The organism is Morganella morganii (assembly GCF_019242955.1).
Lineage (GTDB): Bacteria > Pseudomonadota > Gammaproteobacteria > Enterobacterales > Enterobacteriaceae > Morganella > Morganella sibonii.
In genome coordinates this window covers 3,688,451-3,705,353 of record NZ_CP066129.1, presented here as the reverse complement: position 1 = coordinate 3,705,353, position 16,903 = coordinate 3,688,451, and the positions used below count along the sequence as shown (strand labels likewise).

General features: G+C 45.1%; 20 protein-coding genes. 12 read left to right on the top strand and 8 right to left on the bottom strand.

All coding sequences use genetic code 11. From position 1 onward, the window contains the following. Positions 1-573: 573 nt before the first annotated feature. The 5 genes from JC793_RS17390 (at position 574) to JC793_RS17370 (ending at position 2,805) form a co-directional block, all read left to right on the top strand. Positions 574-882, top strand: coding sequence for a helix-turn-helix domain-containing protein (locus JC793_RS17390; protein ID WP_052926723.1), 309 nt, complete (start codon positions 574-576; stop codon positions 880-882). 352 nt (positions 883-1,234) lie between these two features. Further along, positions 1,235-1,537, top strand: coding sequence for a hypothetical protein (locus JC793_RS19680; RefSeq protein ID WP_247717281.1), 303 nt, complete (start codon positions 1,235-1,237; stop codon positions 1,535-1,537). A gap of 67 nt (positions 1,538-1,604) precedes the next feature. Next, positions 1,605-1,790 carry a hypothetical protein gene (locus tag JC793_RS17380; RefSeq protein ID WP_052926722.1) on the top strand — a complete coding sequence of 62 codons (186 nt, stop codon included), beginning with the start codon at positions 1,605-1,607 and terminating at the stop codon, positions 1,788-1,790. Between the two features lie 169 nt (positions 1,791-1,959). Further along, a complete protein-coding gene (locus tag JC793_RS17375; RefSeq protein WP_218426837.1) occupies positions 1,960-2,430 on the top strand; it encodes a bactofilin family protein in 471 nt (156 codons plus the stop codon). A 36-nt stretch (positions 2,431-2,466) separates the two neighbouring features. Beyond that, the gene (locus tag JC793_RS17370; RefSeq protein ID WP_218426835.1) at positions 2,467-2,805 is read left to right on the top strand and encodes an SEL1-like repeat protein; all 339 of its coding nucleotides are present in this window, start codon (positions 2,467-2,469) and stop codon (positions 2,803-2,805) included. Between the two features lie 49 nt (positions 2,806-2,854). On the opposite strand, the gene JC793_RS17365 is transcribed toward JC793_RS17370, so the two are convergent. Then, a complete protein-coding gene (locus JC793_RS17365) occupies positions 2,855-3,256 on the bottom strand; it encodes a YuaE family lipoprotein (RefSeq protein WP_218426833.1) in 402 nt (133 codons plus the stop codon). A 468-nt stretch (positions 3,257-3,724) separates the two neighbouring features. On the opposite strand from JC793_RS17365, the gene JC793_RS17360 reads away from it, so the two are divergent. Together JC793_RS17360 and yidZ are read left to right on the top strand one after the other, a co-directional pair. Then, positions 3,725-4,909, top strand: coding sequence for an MdtL family multidrug efflux MFS transporter (locus tag JC793_RS17360; RefSeq protein ID WP_218426831.1), 1,185 nt, complete (start codon positions 3,725-3,727; stop codon positions 4,907-4,909). After that, the gene (gene yidZ, locus JC793_RS17355) at positions 4,902-5,867 is read left to right on the top strand and encodes an HTH-type transcriptional regulator YidZ (RefSeq protein ID WP_166708681.1); all 966 of its coding nucleotides are present in this window, start codon (positions 4,902-4,904) and stop codon (positions 5,865-5,867) included. Before JC793_RS17360 ends, yidZ begins: the two co-directional genes overlap by 8 nt. Positions 5,868-5,918: 51 nt before the next feature. Here the strand turns inward: yidZ and ahpF are convergent, their stop codons facing one another. Together ahpF and ahpC are read right to left on the bottom strand one after the other, a co-directional pair. Then, entirely contained in the window at positions 5,919-7,493 is a 1,575-nt protein-coding gene (gene ahpF, locus JC793_RS17350) for an alkyl hydroperoxide reductase subunit F (RefSeq protein WP_046895280.1), read from the bottom strand. 86 nt (positions 7,494-7,579) lie between these two features. Next, positions 7,580-8,143, bottom strand: coding sequence for an alkyl hydroperoxide reductase subunit C (gene ahpC, locus JC793_RS17345; protein WP_046895262.1), 564 nt, complete (start codon positions 8,141-8,143; stop codon positions 7,580-7,582). 415 nt (positions 8,144-8,558) lie between these two features. Between ahpC and potA the strand changes: the two genes are divergently transcribed. From potA to JC793_RS17320, 5 genes are all read left to right on the top strand, one after another. Continuing rightward, positions 8,559-9,674 carry a spermidine/putrescine ABC transporter ATP-binding protein PotA gene (potA, locus tag JC793_RS17340; protein ID WP_046895263.1) on the top strand — a complete coding sequence of 372 codons (1,116 nt, stop codon included), beginning with the start codon at positions 8,559-8,561 and terminating at the stop codon, positions 9,672-9,674. Continuing rightward, positions 9,658-10,518, top strand: a complete 861-nt coding sequence (gene potB / locus JC793_RS17335; protein ID WP_166708680.1) for a spermidine/putrescine ABC transporter permease PotB — start codon at positions 9,658-9,660, stop codon at positions 10,516-10,518. Before potA ends, potB begins: the two co-directional genes overlap by 17 nt. Further along, the gene (potC, locus tag JC793_RS17330) at positions 10,515-11,297 is read left to right on the top strand and encodes a spermidine/putrescine ABC transporter permease PotC (protein ID WP_046895265.1); all 783 of its coding nucleotides are present in this window, start codon (positions 10,515-10,517) and stop codon (positions 11,295-11,297) included. The genes potB and potC overlap by 4 nt, the downstream gene beginning before the upstream one ends. A gap of 217 nt (positions 11,298-11,514) precedes the next feature. Continuing rightward, positions 11,515-12,558: a spermidine/putrescine ABC transporter substrate-binding protein PotD gene (gene potD, locus JC793_RS17325; protein ID WP_046895266.1), complete on the top strand. Its 1,044-nt coding sequence runs from the start codon at positions 11,515-11,517 to the stop codon at positions 12,556-12,558. Between the two features lie 1,323 nt (positions 12,559-13,881). Continuing rightward, positions 13,882-14,196, top strand: coding sequence for a helix-turn-helix domain-containing protein (locus tag JC793_RS17320; RefSeq protein ID WP_046895268.1), 315 nt, complete (start codon positions 13,882-13,884; stop codon positions 14,194-14,196). A gap of 47 nt (positions 14,197-14,243) precedes the next feature. Here the strand turns inward: JC793_RS17320 and JC793_RS17315 are convergent, their stop codons facing one another. From JC793_RS17315 to JC793_RS17295, 5 genes are all read right to left on the bottom strand, one after another. Next, the gene (locus JC793_RS17315; protein WP_218426829.1) at positions 14,244-14,657 is read right to left on the bottom strand and encodes a hypothetical protein; all 414 of its coding nucleotides are present in this window, start codon (positions 14,655-14,657) and stop codon (positions 14,244-14,246) included. A gap of 23 nt (positions 14,658-14,680) precedes the next feature. After that, complete coding sequence (locus JC793_RS17310; protein ID WP_247717280.1) at positions 14,681-15,184, bottom strand: hypothetical protein; 504 nt, start codon at positions 15,182-15,184, stop codon at positions 14,681-14,683. Positions 15,185-15,260: 76 nt separating this feature from the next. After that, positions 15,261-15,824: a hypothetical protein gene (locus JC793_RS17305; protein WP_166708676.1), complete on the bottom strand. Its 564-nt coding sequence runs from the start codon at positions 15,822-15,824 to the stop codon at positions 15,261-15,263. Beyond that, entirely contained in the window at positions 15,817-16,554 is a 738-nt protein-coding gene (sctJ, locus tag JC793_RS17300) for a type III secretion system inner membrane ring lipoprotein SctJ (RefSeq protein WP_166708675.1), read from the bottom strand. The genes JC793_RS17305 and sctJ overlap by 8 nt, the downstream gene beginning before the upstream one ends. Next, entirely contained in the window at positions 16,554-16,862 is a 309-nt protein-coding gene (locus tag JC793_RS17295; protein ID WP_243846903.1) for a hypothetical protein, read from the bottom strand. The genes sctJ and JC793_RS17295 overlap by 1 nt, the downstream gene beginning before the upstream one ends. Positions 16,863-16,903 lie beyond the last annotated feature (41 nt).

Below are 16,903 nucleotides of genomic sequence, written 5' to 3'. Positions count from 1 at the left end.
GCTATTTTTTAGATATGGATAAATTTTTATTGATAGGTTTAAGCTATTGTTAGATTTGAATGGAGAGGTGAATAAAAATTTGCACACACCGCCATAAGTCATTTACTCTTTACATGAAAATAAAATAAATTATATAAAGAAGGTTATTAACGATAACGGGTAAATGGCGACAAAATGATCTGCGGGAGCGTCTTGTAATACCAATTCCCTCTGTGATAAAAAAGAAATACAGCTGACATATCAGTGACGATAATGTTTATTTATGCACGGGATAGCAGAGAGCATTAATCTCTGCTGTTGTGATATTGTTATCAATAAAATAGTTAGCTACTTAATAAAATCAATACTGAAAATAGCATTTTTACTCTCATCCGGAGTGTAAATGTATTACTATTCTGATCTCTTAATCTGAGGGGAGGAGGTATCCGAAAACAGAAAAGGAAACGCAGTATATTGATTTATCTTTTCAGAGATTATCATTATTTCACATGGCATATAAAACAGAATACTGATTCGTATTGTTTTATTTATAAAAATAGCAGTCAGAGTGTAATGTAGTCGTCAGGAGGATTTGTGATTAAAAATATTCATCCTATTTCCAGTGTAATAGGGCAAGCTCTTAAAAATAAACGCCGGCAGCTCGGATTATCAGGGATTGAACTTTCAAGAATTTTAAGTATCAGTCAGCAACAGATTTCCCGTTACGAAAGAGGTGTGAATTGTTTTAACCTGGATATGCTTATGCGCTATTTTGCTGCACTTCAAATGACACCAAACGATGTTAATAATTTATTCTCTGTATTGGGCAGCTATTATCACCACAAGGTCGGTGAACACGAAGGACGGATAGAACAATCGTACTATAATGATTACGGAAAATGATTTAAACAATAACAAAGTATATTTATACAGAAATAATGAATAAAAACATTATGATGGGGATATCGTAAGTACTTATTGATAAGTTATTTTATCATCATTAACTCTGAACATCCGGGACCGGGACATATTTATGTTTGAGTCATATAACACGTTTAATATGAAAAAAATAAGATTGTATCTGCTGTTTTCTTTACCATTTATTTTTCCTGTTTCAGTCGCAGTATCATCTGCATCGAAGCCGGTTATCAAACAATCTGAGCCGGTGATATCGGAAACAATAGAGGGTATCGGTGCAGTTGTCGCCGTGTCTCCGGATGATCTGAGGAATCGTTTTTTATCCGGCAGACGGGGTATGCCGTTTCCGATGGATCTGACCATACTGCCTGAACCTGCCGGAAAATTACCGCCCGGCAGCCGGGCTCCGCACAGTGATGTGTTCAGCTCATTACCGGCAGTTCCGGTGCAGCGCGATGAATTCGGCGATCAGTTTTATTCTGATGAGGTTGCCGGTGCCTGGCAGGCTTTTTTTGATAACACAGAAAATGATGCACAGGCCGGATTTAACGGTGATCTGGAAAAAGACCTGAAAAATAATCAAAAAAATAACCTGTTAAATACCAGCAGTTACATGGTTATCTATGATGAAAAACCATAAGTTCGCTTTATGCAGTTCTGTTTATATTTATTTATTGTCACTTTAAGTCTGTACATCAGGAGGAATTATGATTTTTGATGATATGAAAACCGATTTGGCAAATATTATGAAAAAATTTGTTAAACGGGATTGTGATATTAAGTATCATTATGATGGCGATAATGTTGTTTTTTATATTGATGAAGATAATGGTGTACATATCCAGATCAATATAAACTGTATCAGTGATGTGCCTGTATATCAGCAGGTATAATGATGCTGAGCAAATGAAAATACATTTTTATTTATATAGCCTCTGGCTTCTCTGGGGGAGTGTGCTGATAGTTATTCTCTCTTCCGGGAGAGAATTGTATTTTCATATGGGCATATATTTTTTTCTGCTCTTTGTATTATTTTCAATCACAACAGGAAGGCGTTTTTTTATGGCACTATTCAGTAAAGATGACAAAAAAGATAAAGCAGAACCCGTAAAAACGGAACAGGTAAAAGCTGAGCCGGTAAAAAACGAACCTGCCGGTAAGAGTATTACGATTGTAGGAAGCGGTTGTGAAATTACAGGGGATATTATGCCGGGTGGTAATATCGAAATATACGGAAAAGTAAAAGGAAATATCAACGCCGGTACTTTTAAGGTTTCTGTTATGGAAAAAGGTGTTATTGAAGGCGATGTGACTGCGGAGTATGTTTCAGTCAATGGTCTTATGATGGGCACCTGCTGCGCTAAAAATACAGAAATTTTACAAAAGGGCGGACTTAATGGTGTTTGCCGTGCTGAGACATTTTCTATTATTACCGGCGGGCGTTTTGTTGGTCAGTCCGAACCTTATAAGAGTAATAAAGTGACTCCTGACAGCGTTGTTGCCGGTAAAGAAAAGACAATAAATCAAAAGTAATCTTTACCCCGTCACACAGTTAACGGATAAAGGAAAATGAAAATATATTCACGGGTTCTGATTGCCATGCTTTTTGTCCCGTTACTTTGTTCTGCGGGAGCTCCACCGCAATATATGGAAATGCTGAGTATAAAAGCGGGGCAGGGAGAGACAAATGCTCAGTTTTTAATGGGAACACTGTATCTTACCGGGCGTTATGGTGTGGAAAAAGATGTTGAAAAAGGAAAATACTATTTGCTTATTGCGGCCGGAAAAGGTGATTCAGATGCAAAGCGCTTTCTGGCACTTCAGTATTATAATGAAAAAAACTACTTTTCATTTCTCCGTCTGTTTTCTGAGTATTGCGGAGAGGTTATCGGGAAGCATCCGGAGTAATAGTAAACGGATATTAAAAAGGCTTGTGTTGACTGCAAGCCTTTTTTGTTTATGAGCCGGCATTCAGGCTGGATTTTTTCTTGATTGAACGGAATGCACTCAGTTTTATATCACTGCATACCTTACCAAGCTTTATCGTCAGGCTGTTTCTCATATAAATCTTAATATCATTATCCATGATACTTTCATTTTCCCGCAGGAAATTAAATTCGTTCATTACTTCACTGTATTTACCGGATAATACACGGTAGTCACCGGCATTGGTTTTACGCAGCAGATACATATCATCAATACAGCTATTGCTGGTGGAGTTCTGTGCCGGAGCCGGGAGCAGTTTTGCCGGCTCTGCCGCAGGTTGTGCGGACTGAGACGGTACCTGCCGTGACGAGGTGGTACAGCCGGATAGTGTGGTCAGTAATCCCGAAATCAGAATTAATGTTTTAAAACGCATAATAACTCCTCTGGCGGGTATGTCTTTTATCTTATTTTAAAAACAGAGAGGGCTATACATTAAAGGATATTTGTAGTGTTTGTATATGAATAGAGTGTGACGAAATAAACATAATATCATGTTCGTGATTTTCGTTATTGAAGTGATAAATGTAGTGAGTGGCATTATTTCCATTATTTAATGTGGTGTGACTCAGTATAGTAAACACTGTGCCGGGAAATATCATTATATACACGTTACGGGAGTGATAATAAATATCATATTATAAACAGGCCGTCTCAGCGATAATATATAACCGGTATTTTTCCGCTGAGCAAATAAAAAAGTATTTGTTCCCGTGAATGCGGCTGTGTCGCGGAAGGAAACGCGCTTTTCCATAACGGAAAATCCCCTTTTACTATTCGTCAGTAGGGTAATAAAAAACAGATAGTTACAATCACACAGGTAATCCCGGATAAGGACGGTGTGATGCTTAAATATGTGATTTTCAGTTTCTGGATTGTGCTGATGTACCCGCTCGGGGTTGATCTGCATCTGACCGGTATTCCTCAGATTGCGGCAGATCTTAATGCGCCGGAGAGTGCGCTGCATATTGCTTTCTCCGTGTATCTTGCCGGAATGGCGGTGATGATGCTGATTGCCGGGTGGTGTGCTGATCATATCGGACGCAGGCCGGTGGCACTGGCCGGGGCCGTTATTTTTTGTCTGGCGTCGGTGGCTGCGGGAGCGGCAACCACAACCGGGTTTTTCTTCGGCGCCCGTTTTGCTCAGGGTGCCGGAGCCGGGTTCTGCTATGTAGTGACATTTGCCCTGTTACGTGATGTGCTTTCCGGTCCGGCAAGAACAAAAGTCCTTTCTGTGATGAATGGCATTACCTGTATTGCACCGGTGCTGGCCCCGGTTATCGGCTTTATTATTCTGCGGTACTTTCACTGGTCTGTGATGTTTTACTTTTCTGCGGGTTATGCCCTTGTGAGTATTCTCTTTTGCCTGTTCTTTATTAAGGAAACCCGGCCGGATAAACAGACAACAGAGATAATTCCGTCTGCCGGAAACAGACAGCAGGAAAGCTTTCTGAATGCTTTTTTTCTGACACGGCTGGCGGTTTCCTGTTTAGGTATGGCCGTGATCCTGACCTATGTGAATGTTTCGCCGATTATTCTGATGGGGCAGATGCAATTCACCTCCGGTCAGTTTTCGGCGGCGATGGCGTTGCTCGCCGTGGTCAGCATGAGTGTCTCTTTTTCCATGCCGAAAATAATGTCCCTCTTCCGCACTGATTCCATTTTATATACTGCGCTGGGATTATTTCTGCTGAATGCGGTATTGCTGAGCCTGTTTCTGGCCGGTGCGGAATACACGCTGATACTGATGATCGTATTTGCCTTGTGTGGTGCCGGTTTTTCACTGATGTTTGGTATCATTATGAGTCAGGCGCTGTCTCCGTTTGCAAAGCGCGCCGGTGTGGCCAGCTCAGTGCTGGCTATTGCCCAGCTGAGTTTTGCTTCACTCTATATCCGGCTTATGGCGGCTGCGGAAACCGGTGCGGTAACGATGCTGCTGATTATTCTGCTGACAACCCCTGTGGCAGGTGCGATATTACTGAAACGATACCCTGTCAGCAGCGGAGAGCGCCGGTCGCTTTATGAATAACCCCCTGCACCGCCTTGATTTAAATCTGCTTATTATCCTCCAGTATCTGCTGGAAGAACGGAGTGTGAGCCGGGTTGCCGCGCGGCTTGCAGTGACCCCTTCCGCGGTCAGTAAAGCGCTGACCAAACTGCGCACCTGGTTTGATGATCCGTTGTTTATCCGGAGCCCGCAGGGGCTGGTTCCGACACCGCTGATGCTGCGGCTGGAAAGTGTGCTGCCGGAATTTCTGCATACCGCAAAATCGGTGGCGGAGATCCGCGGCAGTGATAACCCGAAAGGAGTTCAGTTCAGGTTGCTGATGGAAGAGCCGCTGAACCTGATGATGTTGCATGATCTGGCAGTCGGTATTCTGCATCACTATCCGGAATCAGCAGTCAGCATCCGTGACTGGGATTATAACTCGCTCAGTGAGGTGATCGCGGGAGAGGCGGATATCGGACTGCTCGGGCGTGAGAGTTACCCGAAATCACGCGAAAGTATCAGTACTATTCCGGATATTGTTAATTTTGATCTGCTGTTTACGGACAGGCCGCTGGCATTTATCCGGCGCGGGCATCCGCTGCTCAGTGAAGCATGGACAGTCAGTAATCTGATCAAATATCCGCATATCAGTACTGAATATGCGAACCGTATTCCGTGGGCGCTGGATGATTTACTGCATGATCTTGGTCACTCCCGGCAGATCCGGCTCTCTTATTCTTCATTTGAACAATCTTTGCAGATGGCCGCGCATCCGGGACATGAACTGATCACTTGTGCGCCGGGCTACTGCCGTCACTATGTGACGAAATTTCAGCTGGATCTGGAATGCCGTCCGCTGCCGTTTGAGGAATCGTTTTACCGGCAGCTGGATATTCCGTTTCTGATGCTCTGGCATAAGCGTAATACACATAATCAGAAAACCCGCTGGCTGCGCGAACAGATCCGGCAGCGGGTAACGGCATTTACCGGGGAATAAAAAAAGGCATCCGCCCCCGGATGCCTTTGGGTACAACAACTGAACAGCGGACTATTCAGTGGTTCTGGTACTGGTACGGATCAGATAGTCAAAGGCGCTGAGTGACGCTTTGGCACCTTCGCCTGCCGCGATAATAATTTGTTTGTACGGAACAGTGGTACAGTCACCGGCACCGAACACCCCTTTGATGCTGGTTTCGTTACGGGCATCAACCACAATCTCACCCATCGGGTTCAGATCCAGTGTTCCTTTCAGCCACTGCGTATTCGGCAGCAGACCAATCTGAACGAAAATCCCCGCAAGTGTCAGAGTGTGAATATCACCGGACACGCGATCTTTGTACTGTAATCCGGTGACTTTACTGCCGTCGCCGAGGACTTCGGTGGTTTGTGCATTCACAATGATGTCCACGTTTGCCAGGCTGCGTAATTTCTGCTGTAACACCGCATCAGCTTTCAGTTCCGGGGCAAATTCCAGCAGTGTGACATGTTCCACCACACCGGCCAGGTCGATAGCCGCTTCCGCGCCGGAGTTACCGCCGCCGATTACCGCGACAGATTTACCTTTGAACAGCGGGCCGTCACAGTGCGGACAATAAGTCACGCCTTTGGTGCGGTATTCCTGCTCACCCGGAACACCCATATTACGCCAGCGGGCACCGGTACTGATGATGACGCTGCGTGCCTTCAGAGTGGCACCGGATGCTGTCTGTAACTGATGCAGACCGCCCGGTTCCGTGGCCGGGATCAGTGCTGTGATGCTCTGATTATCAATCACATCTGCGGTGTAATCTTCAACGTGTACTTTCAGTGCTGCCGCCAGTTTTGCGCCTTCGGTTTTTGGTACGGAGATATAATTTTCAATATCCACGGTATCCAACACCTGGCCGCCGAAACGTTCACCGATAAGCCCGGTACGTATCCCCTTACGGGCTGAATATACAGCTGCGGATGCCCCGGCAGGGCCGCTGCCGACAATCAGGACTTCATAAGGTGCCTGCTGATTCAGAGCGTCAGCCGCACGCTTACCGGCATTACTGTCCACTTTATTGACGATTTCCGCCAGTGTCATACGACCCTGACCGAACTCGTTACCGTTCAGGAAAACTGCCGGAACGCCCATGATGTTGCGTTCGGTGATCTCATTCTGAAACAGGCCGCCGTCAATTGCGGTATGAGTGATATTCGGGTTGAGTACCGCCATCAGGTTCAGCGCCTGCACCACATCCGGGCAGTTATGGCAGGAGAGCGAATAATACGTCTCAAAGCGGAATTCGCCTTCCAGATTACGCACCTGATCCAGTAATTCCTGTGCTTCTTTCGACGGATGGCCGCCGACTTGTAACAGTGCTAACACCAGTGAAGTGAATTCATGACCCAGCGGGGAACCGGCAAAACGGATACCCTGGGTCTGTCCCGGATTTACAATCAGGAATGACGGCTTACGCGCGCCGGTGCTGTTATCTTCACGAACGGTAATTTTCGGCGATAACGCGGCGATTTCCTGTAATAATGTCCTGATTTCACCGGACTTAGCACTGTCGTCAAGGGTTGATACCAGTTCAACCGGACGGGTTAATTTTTCGAGATACGCTTTAAGCTGCGCTTTCATGGTGTTATCGAGGATAGTGTTATCGAGCATGATTATTCCCTTAAAAAATCGGGTGCAATGCACCCGATAACAGTAAATAAGAAAGAAGACGGAGAGGTGGCTTAGATTTTACCGACCAGGTCCAGTGACGGAGACAGAGTCGCTTCACCTTCTTTCCATTTGGCAGGGCAGACTTCACCCGGATGGCTGGCAACATACTGAGCCGCTTTCACTTTACGCAGCAGGTCAGATGCGTCACGGCCGATACCTTCAGCAGTAATTTCAATCGCCTGGATAATGCCCTGCGGGTCAACAACGAATGTACCGCGGTCAGCCAGACCTTCCAGTTCACGCATATTTTCGAAGTTACGGGTCAGTGCGCCGGTCGGGTCGCCGATCATGGCATATTTGATTTTGCCGATGGTTTCGGAGCTGCTGTGCCATGCTTTGTGTGTGAAATGGGTGTCAGTGGAGACAGAGTAAATGTCCACGCCCATTTTCTGGAATTCGTCGTAATGGTCAGCCAGGTCACCTAACTCAGTCGGGCAGACAAAGGTGAAGTCAGCAGGATAAAAGAAGAAAATGCTCCATTTGCCTTCGGTGTCTTTTTCGGTAACTTCAACGAATTCACCGTTTTTGAATGCCATGTTTGTGAAAGGTTTGATTGGGGTATTAATTAAAGACATATATGATTCCTCCTGTTTCGTTGAAAATAACAATACGGGAAGCGGCGCGGGGAGGCCAATGGCTTGCTGCTATCGATGTGATAGGTTTTACCTAAGAATGGATTTATTTTAATAGTTTACAGCGCCAAAAAGGCAGATATTGCGCACGGACAATAAGATCGCATTCCTGTTTGAAAATGCATTCAATCAGGGGGATGATTGTTAAGATATGTATGAATAAAGATGAACAAAAAATTAGTGGCGTGATGACGTTTCAGCTTTCATTTTAAGGTCGCTGTGTTTATTATGCCCTCTTCTTTTTTTGACGGCGTAACTGGTTTTGGGCATTGGCCATAAGTAGACCAATCTGCTTTAACAGTCTTTTTTCAGTTACGGTTCTATCTGCATGACCTCCGGGATAGAGTGAATAGCATAAATGACTGAGACAACCTCTCTGACACCACTTGTCACCCTGAAAGGGCTGAGCAAAAGCTTTGATGACAAGAACATAATTAATCATTTCGACCTCACAATTAATCATGGTGAGTTCGTCACCATTCTGGGTCCGTCCGGATGCGGTAAAACCACGGTTTTACGTCTGATCGCCGGGCTTGAGGATGCCGATGAAGGCACGATTATGCTCGGCAACCAGGATATCACCCATATCCCTGCCGAACAGCGCCATATCAATACCGTTTTCCAGAGCTATGCCCTGTTTCCGCACATGACGGTCTTTGAAAACGTGGCATTCGGGCTGCGTATGCAGAAAACCCCGGAAAATGAAATCACACAGCGCGTGGACGATGCCCTGAAAATGGTGCAGCTGGAAGATTTTGCCGGGCGCAAACCGGGTCATCTTTCCGGCGGGCAGCAGCAGCGCGTTGCCATTGCCCGTGCGGTGGTGAATAAACCGGAAGTTCTGTTACTGGATGAATCCCTCTCCGCGCTGGATTACAAGCTGCGCAAACAGATGCAGAGTGAACTGAAAGCTCTTCAGCGCAAGCTGGGGATCACGTTTGTATTTGTTACCCACGATCAGGAAGAGGCGCTGACCATGTCTGACCGCATTATTGTGATGCGCGACGGCAGAATTGAGCAGGACGGCACACCGCGTGAAATTTACGAGGAACCGAAAAACCTGTTTGTGGCGCAGTTTATCGGTGAGATTAATATCTTTGATGCGGATGTTCTGCACAGAATCGATGAGCACCGTATCCGCGCTAATGTCGAAGGTCACGAGTGTGATATTTACACCACACTGGATGTCAGGCCGGGGCAGAAAGTCCATGTGCTGCTGCGTCCGGAAGATCTGCGCGTTGAAGAGATCCACGATAATGAACCGATTGCCGGACTTATCGGTTATGTCCGCGAGCGTAACTATAAAGGAATGACGCTGGATTCCGAAGTGGAGATGGAAAACGGCAAGCGGGTGATGGTCAGTGAATTCTTTAATGAAGACGATCCGGATGTGGATCATTCACTGAATCAGAAAATTGCGGTCACGTGGGTCGAAAGCTGGGAGGTGGTGCTGGGCGATGAAAATGACGCGTAAACCATTCCAGACTATCGTGATCACGGGGATTGTCGCCTGGTTACTGCTGTTTGTTTTCCTGCCCAATCTGATGATCATCGGTACCAGCTTCCTGACACGCAATGACGCGAATCTGGTCGATATGGTCTTTACCTTCGACAACTACCGCCGGTTATTTGACCCGATGTATGCTGAGGTTATGCTGCATTCGCTCAACATGGCGGTCATTGCGACTATCTGCTGTCTGCTGATCGGTTACCCGTTTGCGGCATTTATTGCCCGGATGCCGCAGAAATATCGTCCGCTGATGTTATTCCTGCTGATAGTGCCGTTCTGGACCAACTCCCTTATCCGCATTTACGGGCTGAAAATTTTCCTCAGCACCCGCGGCTATATGAATGAGTTTCTGTTATGGACAGGGCTTATCGATAAGCCGTTTAAGCTGATGTACACCTCTGAAGCGGTGGTGCTCGGGCTTATCTATATTCTGCTGCCGTTTATGGTGATGCCGCTCTATTCCGCGATTGAAAAGCTTGATAAATCCTTACTGGAGGCGGCACGCGATTTGGGGGCGAACAAAGTTCAGACCTTCTTCCGTATTATTCTGCCGCTGACCATGCCGGGGATTATTGCCGGATGTCTGCTGGTGCTGCTGCCGGCGATGGGGCTGTTCTATGTGGCGGATCTGATGGGCGGAGCGAAAAATCTGCTGATTGGTAACGTGATAAAAAGTCAGTTCCTGAATATCCGTGACTGGCCGTTTGGTGCGGCAACCAGTATTTTCCTGACCGCAGCAATGGGGCTGCTGCTGTATGTCTATTACCGTGCGGCAAAAATGTTAAATAAGAAGGGTGAACTGGAATGATAGGACGCCTGTTACGCGGTGGTTTTATGACCATCATCTATGCTTATTTATACATCCCGATTGTCATCCTGATTGTGAACTCTTTTAACTCGTCACGTTTCGGGATCAACTGGCAGGGGTTTACCACAAACTGGTACAGCACGCTGGTCAATAATGACAGCCTGTTACAGGCCGCGGGGCATTCACTGACGATGGCGATTCTGTCAGCCACATTTGCCACAGTTATCGGTTCGCTGACGGCGGTGGCATTGTACCGCTACCGGTTCAAAGGAAAACCCTTTGTCGGCGGTATGCTGTTTGTGGTGATGATGTCGCCGGATATCGTGATGGCCATTTCCCTGCTGGTACTGTTTATGATCCTCGGGGTATCGCTCGGTTTCTGGTCGCTGCTGTTCTCACACATTACCTTCTGTCTGCCGTTTGTTGTGGTGACGGTTTATTCACGACTGAAAGATTTTGACGTGAAAATGCTGGAGGCGGCACGTGACCTGGGCGCCGGGGAATTTACCATTCTGCGTAAAATTATCCTGCCGCTGGCCTTACCGGCGGTGATTGCAGGCTGGCTGCTGAGCTTTACGCTGTCGATGGATGATGTGGTGGTTTCCTCATTCGTTACCGGGCCCAGCTATGAGATTCTGCCGCTGAAAATCTACTCGATGGTAAAAGTCGGGGTTTCACCGGAAGTGAATGCGCTGGCCACGATTTTAATGGCACTTTCGCTGCTTATGGTGATTATCAGCCAGCTTGTGCTGCGTGACCGCTCACACAAGCAGCAGTAACCTTTCTGTTACCGGCGCGGCCTTACAGCGGCCCGCCGGTTTATTTTGTGAATAATCCTGCATTGCGGCCGGATTTTCAATTCTGTTACCGTTTTATGACGTAATCGTTGCTTTACCCCCCGCTTTTCCGCTTTTATAATTGCCCTGCTTAATTAAAAAAGGGGGCGTTACCGCCTGTGATATTCACTGATTAACCCGGGTTGAGGGAAACACTGAAATGAAAAAGTGGTCCTTGCTGCTTGGTGCCGGTATTCTGGCAGCAGGCTTGAGTTCAGCATCTGCAGATGACAGTAAAACACTCTATTTCTATAACTGGACGGAATACGTTCCTCCGGGGTTATTAGAGCAGTTTACCAAAGAGACCGGAATCAAGGTGATTTACTCCACCTATGAATCCAATGAAAGCATGTACACCAAACTGAAGACCTACAAAGACGGGGCTTATGACCTGGTGGTGCCTTCAACCTATTTTGTCGCCAAAATGCGCCATGAAGGGATGTTACAGAAGATCGATAAATCAAAGCTGAGTCACTTTGATAACCTGGACCCGAATCTGCTGCACAAGCCATTCGATCCGGAAAATGATTATTCGATCCCTTATATCTGGGGTGCAACCGCTATCGGTATCAATGGTGATGAAGTCGATCCGTCATCGGTGACCTCCTGGGCGGATCTGTGGAAACCGGACTATAAAAACAGTCTGCTGATGACTGATGATGCCCGTGAAGTGTTCCAGATTGCGCTGAGCAAACTGGGCTATTCAGCGAATACCACTAATCCGGCAGAAATTGAGCAGGCGTATAAAGAGCTGCAAAAACTGCGTCCGAATATTTTAGCCTTTAACTCCGATAACCCGGCCAATCCGTTTATGGAAGGGGAAGTGAATGTCGGGATGATCTGGAACGGCTCGGCCTATGTGGCGCGTCAGTCCGGCCTCAATATTGATGTTGTCTGGCCTGAAGAGGGCGGTATCTTCTGGATGGACAGCCTGGCCATCCCCGCCAATGCCAAAAATCCGGAAGGTGCGCATAAGCTGATTGATTTCCTGCTGCGTCCGGAAATCGCAGCGCAGGTTGCGCAGACTATCGGATATCCGACGCCGAATCTTGCGGCGAAAAAACAGCTTCCGGCTGAGATTGTCAATGACAAATCACTTTATCCGGATGAAGAAACTATCCGTAAAGGGCAGTGGCAGGATGATGTGGGGGACGCCAGTGTGCTTTATGAAAGCTACTATCAGAAGCTGAAAGCCGGCCGTTAATTTTACGTACCAATAAAAAGCACCTTCAGAGGTGCTTTTTTTATGCCTGCAATAAGGTGACATAACCCAAATGATTTCCCTGCGATAATATATAAGCAGGAGAATAAAAGTATTTTTAATTATTAAACAGGGTTTTAATCAATAAGTCATTTTACAAAATACCGGTAAGTGATGCCTGTCATTATACCTATTTAGTATTATAAATAACGATTGCTCTACATCAATTTATATTTAACTTATTGATATGTATCTGAAATAATTTCAATTATTCTGACATAAGTAAAAGATTAAGTGAAAAAAAATAAATAAAAAATTACAATTACAACAAGTAAGTTACAAATTACAAGGGGGATACTACAATATCCTGCTGGATATCTTTTTTTGTTGAGAATAAAAACTTATTATTAAAATGAAATTTTCATGATACAGCATGAAACACTTACTCACTGTTAATGTCAGATTTTAATGGTTTTTTGTCCGGGCAGCATAACTGATGTCTATCTAAAAATAATTAGATGATTATAATTACAAAAGTGGCCAGATGGTGTGTAAATGCGTAATTATAAATACTTGTGTTTACTGCCGGTTTTTCAATGAATTCATCCTGTGGATGGCAGGTTGGTTTGTTTATGGTCTTTTTTTTCGTCACTCAGCTTTTTTTTTTAGACAAATTAACGGTTAAAATGTGACCTCAATCACTAAATTGATGTAGATTGGTGAAAAATATTTTGTTACATGTGATCTATTTCACTTTTTATGTGGTTAGATCAAGGAATCGTGGTCAGAGGATGGATTAGTATATAATCAGACATCCTGATTTACATTTCCTCACTATTTTGACGGATGCTACGGATAGTATAAAAGGACAGGGAAAAAATTAATCATAAATAGACTAAGTAATTATACGAGAGATATTACTTATCTTTATGTGACTAGTTAATAACCCCTGTCTTATTTTGTTTAGGGAATTGTCTTAAATATTCAGAGTGATTTTAAATTTTGATATCGTAATAAAGATTCTCCCGTTTTTTTTGTGACGCTTAATCGTTAATTGGCTGAGCCGGTGAAGCTGATTGAGCATTTTCATTGGATTTCAGATAAATCTGTTTATTTTTCAGAGACAATGAAACTTCTTTGAATTGTGACATTGATATTAAACTAAATTTAAATGTTACGTCATGATTAAAGCAGTAGTATTCATAACTTTTAGTATTTCGCGAGAAGTACTTTGTTTTTATTCAAAAAATTAATATATAAAAATATAGCTTTTAAGTAATTTTACTTAATTGAATTCACGACTTATAGAGAAAATAGGTAGACATTATGGAAACTTCCGACTTTTATGCAGTCTTAGGCCACAGAATCCAATCAAGACGTAAAGAACTCGGGATTGTAACCGTTAAATTAGCGCAAAAACTGAATATCAGTCAGCAACAATTTAACCGTTATGAGCGCGGTGTCAGTAAAATCAGTCTCCATCATCTTATTGAATTATCTGAATTATTAGATGCGCCAATCGAATGGTTCCTCAGCGGTAAAGCTGAAGCATCAGAACATCCGCATGAACCGCATATTCAGATGCGTTCAAATCAGTTCAGGGCAGAGACTGTTTTACTGAACGGCAAACAATTTATTTAAATATCGATATTATTCCTGTTGTTATTGCTTTGATATAACAGATATTATCAGCTAAGTACAGTAAGCCAGTCGTCTTTGTTATTATCCCGGTCAAAATCAGCGGAAAGTACATCCGGTGCTAATCCTAACTGTTTTTGATTTACCATCTTAAGAAGATATTGTTGGTAAAAGGCATGGTAGTTAACAATGTCTCCGCCAACCTGGCTTACTGATTTACGCATTTCTGTATCAGAATATTCTGGTTTTTTAATTAACTTATTTTCAATAGCAATTAATAACTTTATTTTTTCTTGAATATTGTTACCGGTATTATCGCTATCGATACCCTCTAATTGCATTCCAAGATAAACATCCTCCTTTTTATTGTAATTTTTTATAAGCCAGTCATGCAATCGTTTGGCTTTCCCGTCATCACTATTATGTATAATCTCCGGCTTTCCGGTTGTTACATCTGTTCTCATTGTTGTTATCCTGTTTTGTATCATTATAAGCAATCACCTGGAATAGATACGGAATTTACGGAAACAATACCGGCATTTATCTGCGATATTTTTTCATGTGCAAACGTTTCCGGTGTCAGATAAAGCAACTTTTTTCCGGTACGCAATATAATGTTGTGATTAAAGTGAAAAGAAACCGGAACAGCAATATCCGGATATTCAGCCATTACACTTTTAAGCGCTGCCGGAAGCATTAATTCACATTCGCACTCTGCGGAAAACTGTTCAACTAATTGGCGAATCAGCTTAAAACGTATTCCGGTATCATCAAAAAATGCAGATAACTCCGTTTCCAGGCCGGAAATGGCGCCGGCGAGGTTTTGATGAATAACCCATTTATATTCATTTATCACCCGCATCAGTTCAGGCATTGCCTGCGCCAGCCCTTGCTGAAAACCGGCATCAAATCCCGCTTTGCGATGTTGTTCTGCCCTGTCTTCAGCCTGTTTTATCAGGCGGGCAGCATGATGGTTTGCCTGCCGGGTCAAATTAGTGAGACGGCAGAGTGCGGAGATATGACGATGTTTGATCAGCACGCCGTGTCTGACGTGTGACAGCAGAGAATCAGGCAGTAAACGGCACATAATGTAATACCAGAGGTAAAAGGGAATCGGGCAGATGCGGCAGCCGTATATCTGCCTGCGGTAAAGTGGCATCTGTCATCAGCTGAAAGCGGGCCGCCAGTGCGGGAGAAAAACCGGATAATAATTGTGTCATGGCGATCAGGCCCGGCAGAACGGCCGGAATGTCCTGCAGTGTCTGTGCTTCCGGCCACGCGGGGAGTGACAAAACAGAACACAGAGACAGGAATGCCTGTTGCACCTGATCTGATTCAGTCTCACCGGGCAGATCATAAACGTGACGGATAAGACTACTCAGGTAGTGACAGACTGCCGGAAGTTGTATCCAGTGGCGCAGCAGCGGGATCGTCAGCGGGGAATAAAGATCAAAATCCCGTTCATGCGGCAGCCGGTAGTAATCCATGATGGCTGCATTCTGCATTCTGCGGTATGACGCCGATTGTGCTGCGGGAGGCAGTCCGGCAAATAAACGGCTGCTGTGCAGATAATCTGCCGGCTGGTACATCACCCTGGTAACAGCGCTCTGTATATCAAACCGGTTATTCATGATGTTTTACCTTCTGCCGCATCAGAAATGCCCGCAGTTGCGCGCGCCGGAAATAACCGGTGACTGCCAGCATTAAACCGGCGGGAAACAGCAGGAAAAAGGGTGACAGGCCTGTGCTTTCCGGTTGCAGCGGAAGGGATATCACCGGTTTTCTCGGATACAGGATCACCGAAACAGTTTCATCAGTCAGTCCGTTAAAGGCATTCATCACAAAGAGCTGAATATCCCGGGTGAACTGCACTTCATCCTCAATCCCTGAATGATAAATCAGTACTGAAGCCCGCGGAATTTCCGGCTGTTTTTTAGCACTGCCGGGCCCGGACAGCGGATAACTGAGATGAACACGGGCTTCGGTAACCGCATCAAATGACAGCAGCGATTGTTCCAGGCGTTGTTCAATAGCGGAAATCAGGCGGGCTTTTTCTGACTGCGGGGAGGCAATCAGTGAATCTGACGGAAATATACCTGCAATTTCGATTCGTTCATTACTGGGCAGATGGTATTCCTGCAAAATATGAATGGCATGACGACTCTGTTCTTCCGGCACTGAAATCGTAAACAGTCCTTTTCCCTGCGGGATCTTCACCGCCTGAATCTGGTGTTTGTGCAGTGCGGCCAGCACTTCATTAGACTGACGCTGATTCAGTGATGACAGAATGGTACCGTCATTACAGCCACCGAGCAGCAGTCCCATTCCTGCTATTATTAGTATAAACAATATATTGCGCATTACTGACCCTTAATCACCGTATCGGCGGCATTCAGGGTCAGATGCAGCATACGTGAATAAAAGCTGATCTCAGTATGCCATTTGGCCATCACCGCCTGGTTTTCCAGCATCATCATGACATCGCTGGTATCAGTGGCAGTTTTTTTTGAGGCCAGAGCCTGCGTTTTCCGGTGAAGATTTTTTCCTGCACTCTCCGGTAATACCAGGTTCCGGTTAGCGGACTGCTCCCGGCCGGCGAGATCGGCCAGTAACTCTGTCACACCGGTGATGTTTGAAACAGGTAAAATCTGATTAATTGATGACATCATAAAATCCTTTTTACGGAGAATGACAGGCGTGCAGCTGTCTG